Origin of the sequence: Streptomyces sp. NPDC005803 (assembly GCF_040630435.1) — a bacterium.
Lineage (GTDB): Bacteria > Actinomycetota > Actinomycetes > Streptomycetales > Streptomycetaceae > Streptomyces.
Window position 1 is genome coordinate 56,293 of record NZ_JBEXXO010000017.1, and the last position, 16,896, is coordinate 73,188.

Genomic DNA, 16,896 nt, shown 5'->3' on the forward strand with positions numbered 1-16,896 from the left:
GTCGGGGCGGATCTGGCTGAGTGTCGGGAACTTGCGGTCAGGCTGGTGCCACGACGCCTACCCATGCTTCTCCGCAAGATCGAACGGGTTGTTGCCCTGCTCGCCTCTGGCCGCTGAGCGGACGAGGACGTGCCCCTCACGGTGCCGGGGCCGGCGTCGACGAACCTTCGGAAAAGCTTGAATCCGTCTGGACCCACAGGTCGGTGGAGCCCAGAGTGTGGGGCAGGGAGACTGCCGGGTGTCGCAGGGGGTGTGATGGTCACGCGCTTCGGGATCCTGGGGACCATCGAGGTGCGGCGGGACGGGGCATCGGTCGACGTGGGGCACGCGGTGCAGCGCCGGGTGCTGGCCGCGCTGCTCGTCAACGCCGGTCGGGCGGTGTTGGCCGACGCCCTGGTGGACCAGGTATGGGGAGGTACCGAGCAGGCGAACAACCGCCGGAAGCTGTACGGATACCTCTCCCGGTTGCGGAACGCACTGGCCGCCGACGGCATCGCCATCACACGGGAGCGGGGCGGCGGCTACCGGCTGGCAGTCGAGCCCTCGGCGGTAGACGCGCACCGCTTCCGCGAGCTGTCCGACCGGGCCCGGAAGGCGGGCGGCGACGTGCGGGCGGAGGCTCTGTGGCGGGAAGGCTTGGCACTATGGCGCGGCAGCCCGTTCGCCGGGGTGGACGCCCCGTGGTTCAACGCGCAGCGCCACCTCATGGAGGGCGAGCGGCTGGCCGCCGAGCTGGAACTGGTCGACGTGCGGCTGCGCCTGGGACAGCACTACTCAATGGTCGGTGAACTGGCCGCCCGGGCCGAGGCGCATCCGCTCGACGAACGGGTGATCGGGCAACTGATCCTGGGCCTCTACCGGTGCGAACGACAGGCCGAAGCGCTGGTGGCGTACGAGCGCGCTCGGCGACGCCTGGCCGACGAGCTGGGCGTCGACCCGGGCGCGGTGCTGCGGCGGCTGTACGAACGGATCCTCACCGGCGCCCCGCAGCTCGCCGCGCCCCGTTCCGCGGCACCACCCGCCGCCACGAACCCGGCCGCCGCGACGAGCTCGACGGACATCGTGGAACCGGCCGATGCCGCGAAACCGGCTGACACCGAGCAACCGGCCGCCGCCGCGAAACCGCCTCGTAAGAGCGGCACGGTGGCAAACGTGGGCCCGCCGATGGCACGCCAGCTCGTCCCCCGGCTCCTCCCGGCGGGCCTGTCACTCTTCGTCGGGCGCGAGGACGAGTTGGAGGAGGCGCGCCGGCTGCTCGGCGAAGAAGAGCCCGGCCCGGTGACACTGCTGGTCACCGGCCCCGCCGGAGTGGGCAAGACCGCCTTCGCGATACGGACGGGGCACCTGCTCGCGTCCCGCTTCCCGGACGGCCAGCTCCACGCAGACCTGGGAGGCTTCGGCGACGAGCCGGCCGAGCCGTTCACGGTCCTCGGCACCTTCCTCCGCGCGCTCGGCGTCCCCGGCGGTACGGTGCCTGCGGAGCTGACCGACCGCGTCCATCTCTACCGCACGCTGCTGGCGGGGCGGCAGACGCTTGTGGTCCTGGACAATGCCGCCAGTGCCCAGCAGGTCAGTGACCTCCTGCCCAGCGGCGTGCGCTGTGCCACGATCATCACCAGCCGCACGACCCTGGCGGAACTGTGCGGGCGCCGTCTCTCCCTGGACGTACTGGACCCCGCGACGGGACTCGACCTGCTGCGCGAGATGCTGGGCCGGGACCGGACCGGCGCCGACTCGCGGGCGGCACGTTCCATCGTGCAAACCTGCGGTGGCCTTCCCCTGGCGGTGTGGGTCGCCGGTGCGCGGCTGGCCGCCCGACCGCACTGGCCTTTGGCCAAAGTGGCACACGCACTCGCCGACGAGCAGCGCAAGCTCGACGAGTTGGCCGTCGGCCACATCGCCGTACGGGCCAGCCTCGAACTGACCTACCAGCAGATGTCCGCGGCAACGCAGCATGCTCTGCGGATGGTCGCCCTGCTGCCCGGGCCGAGCTTCGCCGCCTGGGCGCTGGCCGCGCTGCTGGACACCGCCCTGCCCGAGGCGGAGACCGTCCTGGACGATCTGGTCGAAGTGCACCTGGTGCAGGCCGGTTCGGTGAATTCAACCGGCATCCGCTATCAAGTGCACGACCTGGTACGCCTGTTCGCCAGGGAGCGCATGCAGCAGGACGTCCCGGAGCGTGATCGCACGGCAGCCCTCGCCCGATTACTCGGGGCGAGCCTGCACCTCGCCGACCTCGCCTCGGACACCCTCAGTGTCGACTTCCAGGGCATCTCACAGCTGCATCTGGCCTCCTGGCGGCTGGCTGCGACCGACGTGCATCAGCTGCTCGCCGATCCCCTCGCGTGGTTCAACGACGAACGCCAATTTCTCATCACCGTGGCAGAACAGGCGCTGGAGGGCCCGGAGGGTGTCGCACCCGCCGCCGGTCTGGCGACCGCCCTCACGACCCTCTTCCAGGTCGGCAGCCACTTCGACGACTGGGAGAGGCTTCAGAACCGGGCACTCAAGGCGGCCCTCGGCCACGGCGACCGGCACAGCGCCGCGAAGGTGCACCGCTGCCTCGGTGAACTCACCACCATCCTCGACCGTTATCCGGAAGCAGTGGACCACTTCGAGCAGGCCCTGGTGCTCGCCGAGGGTGAGGGGCCCACGTACCGGGCCAGTGCCATGGCCGGGCTGGCCTATGTGCACCGGCTCCTCGGCCAGTACTCCACCGCCATGCTCCGTTTCGCCGAGGCCAACGAGCTGGCCGAAGCCGCGGGTAACGTCAACTGTCTCGTCTACGCGACCAACGGCCTCGGCGTCATCGACCTCGAGCAGGGACGTGTCGTGGCCGCCATCGAGCGGTTCACTAAGTGCCTGCGGGTCAGCCGGGTGGCGGGCTACCGGCCTGGGGAAGCCCAGGCGTTGCGATGCCTGGGCCAGAGCCACAGAGCGCTCGGCGCCTACCCGGCCGCCGCCGACGCCTACCGGCGAGCCGTCGCGATCAGTGAGGACCTCGACGACCGCCTCAGCGCCACCCACGCGACGTGCTGGCTCGGGGACGTCCTGATCCGGCAGGGCGAGCACCGGGAAGGACGCCGCCTGCTGGCCCGGAGTCTGTGGACCTACCGGGAGTTCGGCAACCTCTGGGGTGAAGCGGCGACGCTGTACGCGCTGGCCGAGGCGCAACTCGCGGTGGGCCGTCCGTCACCGGCCCGCAGACGCGCCGAGGCCTCCGTCAGGATCTGGAGGCAGATCGGCTCCAGCAGGTGGCTGGCCGTCGGCCTCGACACCCTGGCCGAAGCACACGCTCTGGCCGGCGACCACACAGCCGCGGCTCGTGCCCGCGACGAGGCCGAAGGAGCGCGTAAGGCTTGAGCAACCGCCTTGGCCCGGGCGGCGAGCGCTGCGGCCGCCCGCCTCTCGCCCGGGTGGCGCGGGCATGTGTGGACGGGCCGGTCGTTCTTCGCAAGGGCGGGGCGGCGAGCCCGCTGCGCGTGGCTGGGCAAGTCCAAGAAGAAGAAGAGAGCCAGGGCAGCGACCCGAAGACGACCGGATCACTGCCGTCGTGGGGGCCCACCCACAGGTGGCGGAGACCCGTGGGGAGGCTGTGCCGGCGGCTCGCTACGCCATCACGGAGAGCGCTGCCGCGGTGGCGCGGGTGAAGCCTTCTGGGTTGTCCAGCATGATGTTGTGCCCGCAGTCCGGGACCGAGACCACGCTCACGCCGGCCTCGACGAGCGCATCGGTGCCCGGGAGAGGACCGTCGGCCTCGGGCAGCAGGTAGGTGCGGGGGATCTTCAGGTCCAGTAGCTGCTCGCGCATGGTGGGATCGGTTCCGCGAGTGAGGTGGACAGCGCTGCGATACAGGGCTTCTCGGCCTGCCAGGCGCATCGTGGACCACCAGTGGGAACCGGCCCGGTCCCGGACCTCTTCCCAGCCGCCCGCAAGGAAGTCCTCCTCGGAGTACGCGGCGATGCCGCTGCTGCCTGCGGAGCCGGCTTTGGGCAGGATGGGGTCGAGGTTGGCGTCGACCAGGACCAGACGGGCGACCAGCTGGGGGTGCCGGGCGGCCAGGACGATGGCTACCGAGCCACCCATGCTGTGCGCGATCAGCTCAGCGCCTGTGACACCAGCGCTGATCAGGGCTGCGGCGAGGGCATCGGCGTGCGCTTCCAGGGTGTATGCAAAGTGCGTCGGCCGGTCGCTGATGCCGTGTCCAAGCAGGTCGATCAGCAGCGTACGACTTCCGGCGAGCAGAGGATGAACGGCAACTTCCGTGAAGTAGGCCGGCGACGTGGCGCCCAGCCCGTGCACGTAAACGCGGGCCGGCCCCTGCCCCGGCAGCTCAACCCAGCGGATCTGGTCGCCCTCAGGCGTCACGGTGGCGTTGCGCACAGGCTGCTCCCCTCGACTTCGGATCGGCGAAGTGACGAGAGTAGCCCTCACGTCTCAGGGCTGTCCCGTACCCGGAGTCGGGGCGGGCCGACTCATCGACCGTATTGGGCCGATGCTCGCCCTCCAGTCAGCATGACCGGTCGCCGGTCAGAGTGTGCCTCCTGGCCCATGCGCCGATCGCGTCGGCGATGGCCTGGGGCTGGTCCTCGGGCGCGTGGTGACCGGCCGGGCCACAGTGTCGAGTCTGCAACGCGGCGATGTTCGCCTCGCACCACTCGGTGATCTCTTTGCCGATCAGCAAGGTGGGCGACGAGTCGAAGGTGAGCAGCAGCTTGGGAACCTCGTCACTGCCGGCCAGCCACGCGCCGTACCGCTCGACCCGTTCGGCGACATCGGCCGGCTGCCCGTCCAGCGGCAGCGAGCGCGCCCATTCCAGTACCGGGCGACGGCTTTCCCGGGTGGGGTACGGCGCCCGATAGACCCGCATGTCTTCCTCGCTCACCGGATTCAGCACCCCGCCGGTGAAGGCCGATTCCAGGAAGACGTTCTGGTCCAGCACCAGCGCCTCACCCTGCGGCCCGCGCATGGCCTCGGCACGCGAGCGAGGTCCGTCGGCCAGCTCGCTCCAGGACATCGGCCGCACAATGGTTTCGAAGAAGGCCATACCGCGGACCCGGCCGGGGTGGCGGGCTGCCCAGTCGAAGGCGAGTGCGCCGCCCCAGTCGTGGCCGACGAGCACCACCTCGTCCAGACCCAGCCGGTCGAACCAGTCGTCCAGGTAGCGAGCATGGTCAGCGAACCGGTACGCCCCGTCGGGCTTGCCGGAGCGGCCCATGCCGATCAGGTCAGGGGCCAGCAGCCGGGCGGGCAGGTCCACCGCAGGCAGCACCTTGCGCCACAGGTGGGATGAGCCCGGGTTGCCGTGCAGGAAAACGAGGGGAATGCCGCACCCGGCATCCTCATAGAACATCGTCGAATCCAGCACCTTCGCCACTGGCATGACGCCCTCCAAATCGTTCGTCTGACTAACGTTCGCTGGCGTCGAAGGTAGTTCGTTAGTGGGACTAACGCAAGGGGTATGATCACGGAATGAGCAACAGCACGCCCGACGTGGCGCGCTCGACCAACCGTCGGGCCGCAGCAGCACGGCTCCACAATCTGGGGACCCGTCTTCTGTCACTGGCCGCGATCCAGTCGGATCGCCTGGTGAACGAGGAACTGGCGCGCGCAGGCACTCGCAAGTGGCACTACGCCGTACTCGCCACCCTGGACGAGTTCGGATCCGCCAGCCAGGCGGAGCTGAGCTCCCGCACAGGGATCTACCGCAGCGACATGGTCACGGTGATCAACGAGCTGGCCGGTCGCGACTGGGTGGAACGCTCCCCCAACCCCGCCGATCGCCGGCAGAACATCATCGTCCTCACCGAACGGGGTCTCCGGCAGCTTCCCAAATTGGACAAACTGCTCACCGAGGTGGAAGACGAAGTGCTCGCGCCACTGACCCCGCCGCAACGCGAGCAGTTGGCCCGGCTTCTTGCCACCCTCGTGGATCATCACAACCAGAAGATGTGAACACGCCACGCTCCCTCGTGGGGATCGACAAGGCACTTACGTGCGCATCGCTACACGATCAAACGGCTGGGCCAGAGGAAAACCGTTCCCCGGTCCGTCGAGCAACGTGGCCAACAGCCTCACCGCATATCCCTGCCGCTGCCGGCACCGGTTGCGGTCGGGGCCGATCTGGACCCAGACCAGTCGTCGTAGCGCGGGCCCCTGGCCCCGGCGCGCTGTCGCTGCCACGCGCCCGACGGCAATGCGGCTGCGGCTGTGTCGGCCTGGACCACCGTACGGTTCTGGTTGATCCGCACGCGGGTGGTGCAGGCGACCGCCAGTACGCAGCCGACCCGCGTGCGATCGGGTGGTTCTGGCAGCGGTCGATCGAACGGCGCCGCCCTTCGGGAGACAGCGGGGCATGGCGATGCGACGCGCACGGGCTTTCTGAGCAGAGTGAGCGCCGGCGTCGACGCGGAGGGCCTCCGTGTCGGATCGGTCATCTCAGCAGTCGACGAGCATCCGAAGGAGTTCCAGGCCCGTCGGCCAGTCACCGAGGCCGCTGGCGGAATTGATGTGGCCGTAACTTCCGATGAGGTGGCCCTGCGCCTGCCACTCGTGCGCGAAGGAGGCTGACGTCGTCGGCTCGCAGTACGGGTCGTCGTTGCTGGCCACCATCAGGCTCGGGCACGGCAAAGGGCGAGCGGACAGGCCCAGGAACGTCGATGCTGCCTCACGTGGGAACGCCGGTCCCTGGGGGTTGGGAGGCGCGACCAGGAACGCCGCCACCGCCTCGGGTCGCGCCTTCTCCAGCCAGTGCGCAGCTGCCCAGCAGCCAAGGCTGTGAGCCACCAACGCCACCTGGTTGTCACGCCGGGAAGCGGTCTCGTGGGCAGCCTGGATTGCGGCGACCCAGTCCGGCAGGTCCGGCCTCCTCCACGACGCCGGTGCGATGCGGACCGCTGAGGACCCCCATCGCTTCTCCCACAAGCTCTGCCAGTGCCACTCATCCGAACCGTCGATCCCAGGGATGATGACGTACGCGACCATCGCCTACCGCCCTTCCAATCGTGCCCCTCGCACATCACGGGGACACCCTGGGCGAGTCTCGATGAATCAGCGGCAACGATCGGGCTCAGCAAGTGATCTCAAAGAAAGTGGGGGTGACAACGATGGAATCACTCGACGAGATCGACCGTGCCATCCTGGAACTGCTCCAGACCGACGGCCGGCTCACCGGAGCCGAGGTCGGACGCCGCGTCGGGCTGTCCCAGCCGGCAGCCAGCGCCCGCATCCAACGCCTGGAGAAGAACGGGATCATCACCAGCTACCGTGCCGTCGTCGCCCCAGCCGCGGTCGGATTGAACATCCACGCCATCGTCCGGCTACGCACTACCCACGCACAACTGTCCCAAGCACTCGCCCTTGCCGCCCGGACCCCCGAGGTCATCTCGACCCTCCGCGTGACTGGCGAGGACTGCCTGCTGCTCGACGTGCACTGCTCTCATGCCGAACGCCTTGAACAGGTCGTGGACTCCCTCGCCCGTTACGGACCGGTCACCACCTCACTCGTTCTGCGCAGCTACCCGCCCAAGTCGTTGCCCATGGCATCGTCAACGACGTCGTGACCGCCACATCCAGTCCCACCGCTGCGCTGCCAGACTCTGCACCGTCCCCCCTCGTAGCGGAGCGCCTGTACCTTCGATCAGGAGGCGAACGGCTTGGGCCAGGCAGGTAGCTCAGCGACTTCGGCAATGTCCTACGGGACGTCCGGCTCGGGGCGCTACGCCACGAGGACACGGACTGCGGCGTGGGGGTGCCCGTATCTAAGCCTCCGGCCTGAATGCGCAGGTCCGAAGGTCGCATCGGGTGGTGCTGACCACAGCAAGGGTTGGCTCTGAATGCTCGCGTCCGGCGGTGGTGTGCGGTGTGGTTTTGGGGGTAGTCGATGGACCTTGACCATGTTGCTCAGGACGAGGGTGGCGGCGTGCTCCCAGTGGTGCCGGAAAACGAAGACCTCACGCTGGGGGGCCGCCCGATACTGTCGGCTCTGGCCTTCGCCAGCGACGAGCCGGTGGCCGAGGCCCGGCGTGCGGCCCGGGACTTCTTGACCGAGGTGCAGGCCGTGCACGGAATCGCTGTGTCGGACCGTGCGATGGGCATGGTGCAGCTGGTGGTGAGCGAACTGGTGACCAACGCGTACAAATACGCGCCCGGCCCGTGCCTGCTGGACCTGGAGATCCGCGACGGTGCCGTGGAGATCAGCGTGTGGGACACCGAGCCGACGCTGCCGGTGGCCCGGGCCGCTGATCCGGGCCGGGTCGGGCAGCACGGCCTGGAGATCGTGATCGGCGTGTGCCGCAGCTTCGAAATGCTCCGAGAGCCGGTGGGCAAGCGCATCAAGACCGCTGTCGTGCTGGCCGACGACCCCGGCGGGAACCCGGCAGGCCGCCTGATGTGAGCGCGGCAGAAGCCGCTCGTCACGCTGTCCAGGAGCGGCCCGGACACGGGTTATGAGCTGGTAGCGCGTGTGGTGGTGCTTCGCGAGGGGCCTCAGTGGCTTTGTTCATGAGAACGGGTTCTGGCTCAACTTCTGGGAAGCGTGAATGGGGAGTGATGGGGCGTCATCAGCGCCCTCCACAACGATCAGCGCAACGCTGGTACGCCCGCGTTGCCGCTGGAGCCCCCACGTCCGGAGAGGGGGAGCACCGTATGTAAGGTGCAAGAAAAACGCGACGGATGGACCGTCCGCGTATGCAAGGGGTGGGGACAGATGAGGCCGTTGTGGGCTGTCGGCATGGTCGTGGGCCTGGTCGGCTTGGTGGGCTGCACGGAGTCGGTCGAAGGCGCAAAGAGCGCATCGCCTGCCGCAACGCCCTCCCCTCTTCTCCTGGTTCAGGGCGGGATCGATGTCATGCTGCCCAACAACGGTGCCGGCGTCGAGCCCGGCGGACCGTGCACGCCCCCACGGAGCGCGAAGATACAGCTGGGGCAGGAAGTCCGTGTGACTGACGGCAACGGCACGGTCTTGGGGACCGGGAAGGTTGAGGGCGGCCGCGCTAGGGGCAGGTCCCAGCTCAAGCTGTGCAAGGTCTCTTTCACCGTCAGGGTCCCCGGCGGACCCGAGAACTACCAGCTGATCATCGGCGCCTTCGAGCCGATGCCGTACAGCCGCGAGGACATCCGTCGCGGACTTGCTTTTTACGAGACGGAACAGGGTGGTCTGGCCCCGCTCTGACGGACGCACCACCCTGCCTTCGGAGCCAACCGGCTCCGGCGCGGCAGCCGGGGCGGGCGGCTACAGGACGTGATCGGGCCGGACACGCGGTCGCGATCCAGTCGAGGTCTCCGGCCGCGTCCGCCCTCGCCTGCGCTGCGCGAAGCATCCGATCGAACGTGCCGTTTGCCGCCCATCGCGGAAACGGGTGTGGAGCGTTTATCTGGACAACTTGGAGTCCTTCACCGGGAGAGTTCGCCCGATGGAGTGGCCGCTACTCACTGGCCTCGGGCATGTCATGAGCGGGCGTGTACTGCTCTGCGAGCGCGCAGAGGTCGTCCATAAACCGACTGGGAGCCGACGGGCTGAACTGCGCTTCGTTCCACTGGTGCCAGAGGCCACCTGGGGCAAGGAAGGAGGCGGCGTCTTCCCTCCCCGTGCGGCTATCGATGTGGAGGAGTGCGCTGATCGCCCAGTGCTGGTCGTACTGGCAGTCGGGCCGTTGGAGGTAGTAGTCCAGGTAGGCCGTCAGGTGCTGGGCGTCTTCATGGGTGCCGAAGCGTGCCAGGGCGAAGCAGTAGCCCTGCCCGGAGAAGCAGAGTTGGCTGGCCAGGAGCGCGTCGCCCAGGATGTCGCGGAAGTGCTCACGGCGGTCGAAGCCGATGAGCCAGGCGGCTGTGAGGCGGGAGCGCCACTCGCTTTCCAGGAGGATTTCAAGTTCCTCGTCCGTGATCTTTCGGGCGGCGGCGCTCAGTGCCCGGAGAAAGGCGGTGCGCTCGCTTTCGTCCTCCCGTCTGAAGTTGGCGTGGAGGAGGTGCAGGTAGCGCGCGTGTCCCTGCGTTGTCGGCTTGACGTAGCGGTTGATGGCGTCGATCAGTTCGGGGTCCGAGGGGCAAGGAAGGCGCATGCAGGCATCCTGACGCGGTTTCTGCCTTGTGACCAGGGCTTTCCGTGTTCACCCTTCATCGTCGGTGCCAGTGTCGTGGGGTTCGCCGAGGTCGTCGAGGAGACTGGTGATGAGCTCTGCGGTGCGTTGGTGACGTTCGACTTCACGTCCCCACCCGCGGGCTTCGGCATCGGCAACCAACTGCTGTTCGGTGCAGAGCCGCTCACGCAGCCGTGGCGCGTATTGCGGGGTGGTGACGAACTCCACGCAGGTCAGGTAGAGGTCGCACGCGCAGGGTCCCTACGTGTCCTGCTCTCCGATCACCCTGAGGTAGTCCTTGACGACCTCAGGATCGCTGACTCGGGTGAAGACCTTCATCGAGTCCGGCGTCGCGTGCCCAAGCCGCGTCATCAGGGTCAGCTCCCGCATGCCGGCCTCGAACATCCTGGTGGCGTGGGTGTGCCGCAAGCTGTGCGGCGTCAGCCACGCATCGCGCCCACCGGCCCGCTGTGCGGCCCGGGCGAGACATCCGCACCAGCGCGTCGTAGCCCAGTGGTTCACCCCGGCTCTTGCCCCGGCCGCCAACGGAAGACCCAGGGGCTGTCCGTATCGGACGGCCGCTCACGCATCATGTAGGCGTTCAGGGCCGCCAGTGCCCACCCTTCGTGAAGGGCGACGACACGGTCGCGGCGGGACTTCTGCTGCACTCCGGGTAGAGCTCTTGCAGGTCGTGAGCGTAGGCCCGAACGGTGTTCGGCGAGTACGCCCGAACCGCCAACAACCGTAAGAAGTCATCGACTTCACTCAATGGCTCGCCGGATGCGTCGACCAACCGCGCCTGGGGCGGGTCGGCTGCCGCTTCGGCACTTTCATCACCCGCACAGCCAGAACCCTACGCACGCGGACCGGTGCACACAGTCACCCGCAGAAAGAAACTGTCCAGATAAAATTCGTGACCCATGGGCCGTACCGCTCGGGCACATCCCGCCAGCCCGGAACTTCTACACGATCCCGTTGAGGATCATGCGGTCGTTCAATCGTGGCCATCCCAGGGCGGGCCGGGGTAGCAATGGGCATAAGGGTCTCCCCCGTCCGCCTCATGCCCGCCGCCGCGGCTGCCGGTCCAACTACCCGTCAGGTTGGCAACGAGCCAGTCTCCGTTACCCTCCGCTAACCGTTGTCTGCTACGTCCTCACAGGAGTCATAGTCCTGCTTCTTGGAACAGGATTCGAATCGCTTGGCATAGTCCTTAACGCCTGACTCGAACACGTCGACAGAGGCAACGACTGTCCACTGTGTCTTCTGCACACCGAAGTCCCGGTCGAGCGTCAGCTGGCTTCGATCTTTGGACAGGGTGCCCGTGACTGCCCCGTAGTCGGTCAGCCCGTTGAACTCAAAAGTGCTTTCCGAGCCGCGCCCGTTGAAGTCGGTGTTCTCTCGAACCTCCTTGCCCTGCCCGTCGAAGTGCACCAGCGTGTACTTCCCGATCACCTGACCACCTTGAGGGTGGACCTGGAATGCCAGCATGGCGTGGAACTCGCCGTCCACGACCATGGCAACATACCTGCGGGGTTGAACGGTCTGTGTCGTACTCGTAGCTCGGCTGTCAGCGATCGCACTGGAACCGGCAACAGACGGCTTGCCGCTACCGGAGCAGCTAGCAATCGTCGCGACCAGCAGGGCGGTCACACATGCGATTGAGGCAACATGTAGCTGCCCTTGTAAGTGCCGAGGCCGTAACTTCGTTTCCTGACTCACCAGGCCTCCCCGTTTCGCAGTCGATGGGATGACGACGACGTACGGCTGAGCAAGATAGCAGTGCCACTGATTGGCGTCGATTGCGCGGGGAGCCGTGCTATTCACACCACACAGCCTTGGGGGTGCACTCCTCGGGATGCAGTGGCCGCCTGGTGCCCGACAGTCCGGCGCGAGCCCGGGTGATCGCCGAATGGCACCCGAAGCCCCGCAGTAGAGGAGCGCTGTCTGGTCACTCACCCGGAGCCCCGCGACGGACCGGTCGAGCAAGGCCGGCGCGCGCCGCCCGCCTTCCCTGAGACCACGCCCACCACCACCCACCTCACCCAGCACCACAACAGGACTCAGGTCACGAGTAGCAAGGAAATCCGAGCACTCACGACACGCAAAACGGGAACTGCCTGCGATAACGCAAAGCGCCCGCCTGCCCGGGGCGCAACACCCCGCGCACCATCAACCAGGGCGAAGCCGCAGAGCCCTCCAAGGGCCTGAGACGACGGCCCCGCCATCACCCTGACGAGCTGAAGTCAGTCATCGCATAGGGCGGCGCGAAGAGCCGGTCTTCGCTTCCCGGCGAGGAGTGGGGATTGCCGCGGCCTGTAACGTGGCGATCTTCGGGCGGCGTAGGCCCCCGGAGTCCCAAAGGTGAATCCCCATGACGATCAACGAGTTGCCCATCGCTTGGCGGCTGTCACCCGAAGACGTCCAGGCGGGGTGGCGTGCGCTGTGGTGGACCGTGGGACCGGACGGCGAACTCGCCGTGATGCTGGTTCAGCGCCGGTACCTGAGCCGCGACAAGTACCCCCGCGGGTGGATCGGATGGCGTCCCGAGACGCCGTTCGACGGAGAGCTGGTCATCACCTCCGGGCAGGAGCAGCGGCGGATCCCGGTCGAAGGGATCGAGATGTGGCCCAGCCATCTGGCCCTGCTCCCGGGGTCCCGGTTCCTGCTCGCGTCGGGCCGTGCCTACCGGGACGCGAAGGGAGCTTGGCGGGAGAACGCCGTCGTGTACTCCGCCGAGGGCCGGCCGGAGGGTGCCTTCTGCCTCGGTGACGACATTCCGGCGCTGGTCACCGACTGCAGCGGGGGCATCTGGACCGCCTACGGTGACGAGGGCATCTACGGCGGCCACCCGGAGTCCGCAGCCGGCCTGGCGGGCTGGAACACCCGGGGTGTCGCGACGTGGACGCCGAAGGGGAGACTTCCCGACTGGCCGCTGGAGGGTTGCACGGCCGCCACGGAAGGCGAGTCGGTGTGGCTGGTCTGGTACAGCCCCAGAGGCACCTTCCTCACCCGAATCACACCCTCCACCGGCGAAGTCGCGAGCTACCGCAGCCCGGTGAAGGTCCCGGACGGCTTCGCCGTGCGCGGCACGCGGGTGGTCCTGACCAGCCGCGACCACTACAAGCGCAGGACCAGCGTGACCCGCGCGGAGCTGGTCGGCGACGTGTGCGTCGCCTTCGGCCAGGAGCGGGTGCGGGTGCCCGGGCGGGTGGTCATGAAGTGCGGCCAAGGCCGCGACGGCATCCTGTGGCTCCGCGCCGGCCGTACCTGGGTGCGCATCGATGCCTGAGACCCGCGGCCGTCAGACCATCGCAGGGCGCCCGTCAAGGCCTGTCGGTAGGCTGTCGGGGAGGCGCCGGTCGCCGTCGAGAGGCGCTGGCGCAGGGAGACGGCCGCGCCGAAGCCCGCGTGGGTCGCGACGTCCTCCACGGATTCCTCGCGGGAACCGGCCTCTCCCTCGACCTCCCTGAAGCGCCGACGCCAGTACGCCTTGTTCCGGCGAGTCAGGCGGATGGCCTCTTGATCAGTCGCTCGCTCAGCTCCCACAGACGCTGGGCGGAGCGGGGGTCAATGGAGTGTGGTACGACATCAACCGGGACCTCGTTGTCGGGATCGGTGAGATCGATGGGCTTGGGGTCCTCGTCCAACGGTGAGATGTCGCTGTTGTTGAGGTACACGCCACCGATGTCGGTGAGCAAGGGGCTTGTGGCCGCGAACACGATGGTCGCGGCGCCCTGGTCCGGCGTCTTCTTTCCACGGTCCGGGTCGATGATCGGCTCACCGGATTCGTCGATGAGGCCCATGGCCCGCTGCGCCTCCTCGCCCACCGACCTGTTGAAGGCAGTAGCGGGCACGATGCCCGGGTGCGGGGCGTAGGCACGGATTCCGTCGGCTGCCCAGCGGTGGTCCAACTCGACCGTGAACAGCACATTGGCGGTCTTCGACTGGGGATAGGCGAGGCTGGGGTCGTACCGGCCGGTGGTGAAATGCGGGTCGTCCCACAGAATGTCGGACATTCGCTGGGCGCCTGACGTGGTGTTGACGACCCGGGCGCCGTCGGCTGCGCGCAGGGCGGGGTACAGGCCCAGCGTCAGCTGGAAGTGGCCGAGGTGGTTGGCCGCGAACTGCGCCTCATAGCCGCGCGCGTCGCGCACGATCCCGCCCGAGCCCGGGAAGCCCGCGTTGTTGATCAGGATGTGGAGCGGCCGGCCGGAATCGAGGTAGCCGGCGACGAAGGCGTCGATCGAAGCCGGTTCGAGCAAGTCCAGCCGCCGGACCTCGATGCCCGCGATTCCGGCGACCGCCTTCTCAGCACGGTCCGTGTCGCGGGAGCCGAGGGTGACCGTGGCGCCGGCCCTGGCCAGCGCGCGTGTGGCCACCAGTCCGAGCCCGGAGTGTCCGCCGGTGACGACCACGTTCTTGCCGGTGAGGTCGATGCCCTTCATGACGTCGTCGACCGTCGACGCGGGAGCAAAGCCGGATCCGATGGGGCGCTGATTGTGCGTGGTGCTTGGTGTCATACCTCCAGCCTGCGCCGCGCCGTGTGGATTCTGAATGCTTGTCGATCCGCGTTTCTTTCGCGACAGTACGGAGGTGGACAAAGATCAGCTCTCCGAGGTGTTCGACCTCATCGAGGTCCGCGGTGTGCTCTCCGGCGGGTTCGCGGCACGCGGTCCGTGGGTCTCGCGCGGGGCGCTCGAAACCCCGTTGAAGTTCTTCGCAATGGTGAGTGGGTGTGCACGGCTGACCACGGACGGCATCGACTCGTCGGTCGAGCTCGAGCCTGGCGACGTCGCCCTGCTGAACAACCGGTCGTGGCTGGAACTCGAAGGTGGCACCGGCGCCGCCCCGCGCCGCGAGATCCTGCCAGAGGAGAACGACCCCTCGACCGATCTCCTCGGTGTCGACTTCGACACCGACGATGTCGTGGTCGGTGGCCGAGTCGAGCTCAACCCGACCGGTCAGGCGCTGCTGCAGCAGGCGCTCCCACCGGTCGGGCACGTCCGGGGATCAGCCGCCAGCGCGAACAACCTGCGTGGCACCATCCATCGATTGTTCGACGAGGTGAGCACCCGCCGGATCGGCGCGGAGTTCGCGATCCGCCAGCATGTACAGCTCTTGGTGCTGGAGATGGTGCGCGCCTATGCCCACGAGGCCGAACTGCCCCCGGGCTGGCTGCGCGTGCTGACCGACGAGCGGTTGCGCCCGGCGATCGGGCTCATGCACGCCGATCCCGGAAAGCCCTGGGGCTTGGACGAGCTGGCCCACGCCGCGGCGATGTCACGCACCTCCTTTGCCGAACGCTTCCGTACCGTGGCGGGCGTCCCGCCCTTGGCCTACCTCGCTCGCTGGCGGATGCTGCTCGCGCAACAGGCACTGCGCGACGGCGACGTCCGGGTCGGAGCCCTTGCCTCGAAGCTGGGATACACGTCCGAGAGCGCGTTCAGCACCGCGTTCAAACGTCAGGTCGGACTGTCGCCCCTTCGATACCGGCAGCACCTGCGCACGCAGGAGTGAAGGGGCCCGCGACGCAACGGATCGCAGAAGGCCACACGGCTCCGGCGAGGGCGAGGGCGAACTACCCCGCCTGCCCCGTTAGAACATCAAGAACCCAGACAGCCGCCTGCAAGGTCGCGAGCACGGATCTCCCCCCACGACGCCACATCCCTCGCCTGCAACTTCAGGATGGGCAAGGGTCATTGAGCAAGTCAGCTGCGCCACAACTCTTGACTATCACTCCTCCTGCACGGCGCCGTCACCGCCCTGCTCGAGGCCGGTGCGCAGGACGGCAGTCTGCGCACTGACATCACCCCGTGCGGCGTCCTGCTCGTGGCGGGCAGCGCGCCGCCTCCTCGGCGCAGCACAGCACAGCACAGCACCAAGGAACGGGCCGTACGCAGCGGCCGACTACCCGGGAGCAGCCTCCTCCCCCGGCTCGTCGAGCTCCTCATGGAAGCGCTGACCGGGCGAGTTCCTCGGTGGGGTGTGGCCGTATCGGCTGGTGACGGTTCATTTGATGCCGGACAGGTAGGGCTTCACGACGCTCTCGACAGTTCACATTCCCGAGTTGTCCTGGTTGAGCGTCCCCATGTGGGGCGTCTGGTAGGTATTGGGGCATTGCGCTCTTCTCGAGCGCCTGTGCGCCCCGCCAGGCCCTCTCCCGGCCCTCGTGGGTGCGAGGCACGGTCGACGGATGGGGGACACCAGGGAACAGGCGTGTGTGGGTCGCGGGGACGGTACGGACTGCCCGAACGGGGAGGACGCCGTCACGGACGGGCCACGATGCGAGGAGTGCCAGCACCATTGGGAGTTGGACGCCACGGAACCCTGGCGCAGGCCGGTCGGGGATGACGGGCTGACGCGCCCGATGGGGGATCCGCAGGAGGCCGGCGGCGCCGCGGCATAGATTCGCGGTAGTCGTACGGGGGCAGAGCTGGAAGCCCTCCCGCCCGGAACTGCGAAGACCGGGCCGCACGACTACTGCTACCGCTGCCGGCGGCTATACACCCCCACCATGTACGCCTGTCATTACCAGCGCCCCAGTTACTCAGACGCCCGCTCATAGCTGTCTGGCACGCTCTTACCCACGCCTTTTCACCCCATGGGGCGAGCTCCTACACCCGCTGCTCTCGGGACACGAAGCCGCACGGCCAAAGTCCTGATTCCGCAGAAGAGCGGTCACCCGAAGGAGACTGCAGTTCGCTCGAACGTTCCCTTCTCGACTTTGTGTGGCCCTTCCGCCACCGTATCGAGCGGCTTCCGCGGTGAGCATGCAAGTACTGAGAGGTGCCCTCGGCCAGGGCTACCGCCATCGGATGAA

Annotated in this window: 15 protein-coding genes; 7 read left to right on the plus strand and 8 right to left on the minus strand. The window is 68.0% G+C overall.

What is annotated here, in order from left to right; genetic code table 11:
* The first annotated feature begins 255 nt into the window (after positions 1-255).
* Positions 256-3,363 carry a BTAD domain-containing putative transcriptional regulator gene (locus ABZ454_RS23710; protein ID WP_359540613.1) on the plus strand — a complete coding sequence of 1,036 codons (3,108 nt, stop codon included), beginning with the start codon at positions 256-258 and terminating at the stop codon, positions 3,361-3,363.
* Between the two features lie 246 nt (positions 3,364-3,609).
* Here ABZ454_RS23710 and ABZ454_RS23715 read toward each other — a convergent pair whose 3' ends face one another.
* Both ABZ454_RS23715 and ABZ454_RS23720 read right to left on the minus strand, forming a co-directional pair.
* Positions 3,610-4,383, minus strand: a complete 774-nt coding sequence (locus ABZ454_RS23715; RefSeq protein WP_359540616.1) for an alpha/beta hydrolase — start codon at positions 4,381-4,383, stop codon at positions 3,610-3,612.
* Between the two features lie 127 nt (positions 4,384-4,510).
* The gene (locus ABZ454_RS23720) at positions 4,511-5,383 is read right to left on the minus strand and encodes a haloalkane dehalogenase (RefSeq protein ID WP_359540620.1); all 873 of its coding nucleotides are present in this window, start codon (positions 5,381-5,383) and stop codon (positions 4,511-4,513) included.
* 89 nt (positions 5,384-5,472) lie between these two features.
* Between ABZ454_RS23720 and ABZ454_RS23725 the strand changes: the two genes are divergently transcribed.
* Complete coding sequence (locus ABZ454_RS23725; RefSeq protein ID WP_359540623.1) at positions 5,473-5,955, plus strand: MarR family transcriptional regulator; 483 nt, start codon at positions 5,473-5,475, stop codon at positions 5,953-5,955.
* 483 nt (positions 5,956-6,438) lie between these two features.
* Here ABZ454_RS23725 and ABZ454_RS23730 read toward each other — a convergent pair whose 3' ends face one another.
* Entirely contained in the window at positions 6,439-6,984 is a 546-nt protein-coding gene (locus ABZ454_RS23730) for an alpha/beta fold hydrolase (protein WP_359540626.1), read from the minus strand.
* Between the two features lie 122 nt (positions 6,985-7,106).
* Between ABZ454_RS23730 and ABZ454_RS23735 the strand changes: the two genes are divergently transcribed.
* From ABZ454_RS23735 to ABZ454_RS23745, 3 genes are all read left to right on the plus strand, one after another.
* Positions 7,107-7,562 (plus strand): Lrp/AsnC family transcriptional regulator, encoded by a 456-nt coding sequence (locus ABZ454_RS23735; protein WP_359540851.1) that lies wholly within the window; start codon positions 7,107-7,109, stop codon positions 7,560-7,562.
* A gap of 320 nt (positions 7,563-7,882) precedes the next feature.
* Positions 7,883-8,395 (plus strand): ATP-binding protein, encoded by a 513-nt coding sequence (locus tag ABZ454_RS23740; RefSeq protein WP_359540629.1) that lies wholly within the window; start codon positions 7,883-7,885, stop codon positions 8,393-8,395.
* 543 nt (positions 8,396-8,938) lie between these two features.
* The gene (locus ABZ454_RS23745; protein ID WP_359540632.1) at positions 8,939-9,172 is read left to right on the plus strand and encodes a hypothetical protein; all 234 of its coding nucleotides are present in this window, start codon (positions 8,939-8,941) and stop codon (positions 9,170-9,172) included.
* A gap of 253 nt (positions 9,173-9,425) precedes the next feature.
* Here the strand turns inward: ABZ454_RS23745 and ABZ454_RS23750 are convergent, their stop codons facing one another.
* The 4 genes from ABZ454_RS23750 to ABZ454_RS23765 form a co-directional block, all read right to left on the minus strand.
* Positions 9,426-10,058 (minus strand): DUF6000 family protein, encoded by a 633-nt coding sequence (locus ABZ454_RS23750; RefSeq protein WP_359540635.1) that lies wholly within the window; start codon positions 10,056-10,058, stop codon positions 9,426-9,428.
* A 48-nt stretch (positions 10,059-10,106) separates the two neighbouring features.
* Positions 10,107-10,304, minus strand: a complete 198-nt coding sequence (locus tag ABZ454_RS23755; protein ID WP_359540637.1) for a hypothetical protein — start codon at positions 10,302-10,304, stop codon at positions 10,107-10,109.
* Between the two features lie 33 nt (positions 10,305-10,337).
* Positions 10,338-10,598 carry a site-specific integrase gene (locus tag ABZ454_RS23760; RefSeq protein ID WP_359540640.1) on the minus strand — a complete coding sequence of 87 codons (261 nt, stop codon included), beginning with the start codon at positions 10,596-10,598 and terminating at the stop codon, positions 10,338-10,340.
* A 609-nt stretch (positions 10,599-11,207) separates the two neighbouring features.
* The gene (locus tag ABZ454_RS23765) at positions 11,208-11,726 is read right to left on the minus strand and encodes a hypothetical protein (protein ID WP_359540642.1); all 519 of its coding nucleotides are present in this window, start codon (positions 11,724-11,726) and stop codon (positions 11,208-11,210) included.
* A gap of 721 nt (positions 11,727-12,447) precedes the next feature.
* Here ABZ454_RS23765 and ABZ454_RS23770 point away from each other — a divergent pair.
* A complete protein-coding gene (locus ABZ454_RS23770; RefSeq protein WP_359540644.1) occupies positions 12,448-13,365 on the plus strand; it encodes a hypothetical protein in 918 nt (305 codons plus the stop codon).
* 214 nt (positions 13,366-13,579) lie between these two features.
* On the opposite strand, the gene ABZ454_RS23775 is transcribed toward ABZ454_RS23770, so the two are convergent.
* Positions 13,580-14,596 (minus strand): SDR family NAD(P)-dependent oxidoreductase, encoded by a 1,017-nt coding sequence (locus tag ABZ454_RS23775; protein WP_359540646.1) that lies wholly within the window; start codon positions 14,594-14,596, stop codon positions 13,580-13,582.
* Between the two features lie 34 nt (positions 14,597-14,630).
* Here ABZ454_RS23775 and ABZ454_RS23780 point away from each other — a divergent pair, with 34 nt between their 5' ends.
* Positions 14,631-15,593 (plus strand): AraC family transcriptional regulator, encoded by a 963-nt coding sequence (locus ABZ454_RS23780; protein ID WP_359540649.1) that lies wholly within the window; start codon positions 14,631-14,633, stop codon positions 15,591-15,593.
* Positions 15,594-16,896 lie beyond the last annotated feature (1,303 nt).

Excerpts from the sequence above, each read along its gene's own strand:
- ABZ454_RS23740 (WP_359540629.1), top strand. The coding sequence starts at position 7,883 with ATGGACCTTGACCATGTTGCTCAGGACGAGGGTGGCGGCGTGCTCCCA.
- ABZ454_RS23710 (WP_359540613.1), top strand. The coding sequence starts at position 256 with ATGGTCACGCGCTTCGGGATCCTGGGGACCATCGAGGTGCGGCGGGAC.
- ABZ454_RS23720 (WP_359540620.1), bottom strand. The coding sequence starts at position 5,383 with ATGCCAGTGGCGAAGGTGCTGGATTCGACGATGTTCTATGAGGATGCC.
- ABZ454_RS23735 (WP_359540851.1), top strand. The coding sequence starts at position 7,107 with ATGGAATCACTCGACGAGATCGACCGTGCCATCCTGGAACTGCTCCAG.
- ABZ454_RS23750 (WP_359540635.1), bottom strand. The coding sequence starts at position 10,058 with ATGCGCCTTCCTTGCCCCTCGGACCCCGAACTGATCGACGCCATCAAC.
- ABZ454_RS23725 (WP_359540623.1), top strand. The coding sequence starts at position 5,473 with ATGAGCAACAGCACGCCCGACGTGGCGCGCTCGACCAACCGTCGGGCC.
- ABZ454_RS23775 (WP_359540646.1), bottom strand. The coding sequence starts at position 14,596 with ATGACACCAAGCACCACGCACAATCAGCGCCCCATCGGATCCGGCTTT.
- ABZ454_RS23730 (WP_359540626.1), bottom strand. The coding sequence starts at position 6,984 with ATGGTCGCGTACGTCATCATCCCTGGGATCGACGGTTCGGATGAGTGG.
- ABZ454_RS23770 (WP_359540644.1), top strand. The coding sequence starts at position 12,448 with ATGACGATCAACGAGTTGCCCATCGCTTGGCGGCTGTCACCCGAAGAC.
- ABZ454_RS23780 (WP_359540649.1), top strand. The coding sequence starts at position 14,631 with ATGCTTGTCGATCCGCGTTTCTTTCGCGACAGTACGGAGGTGGACAAA.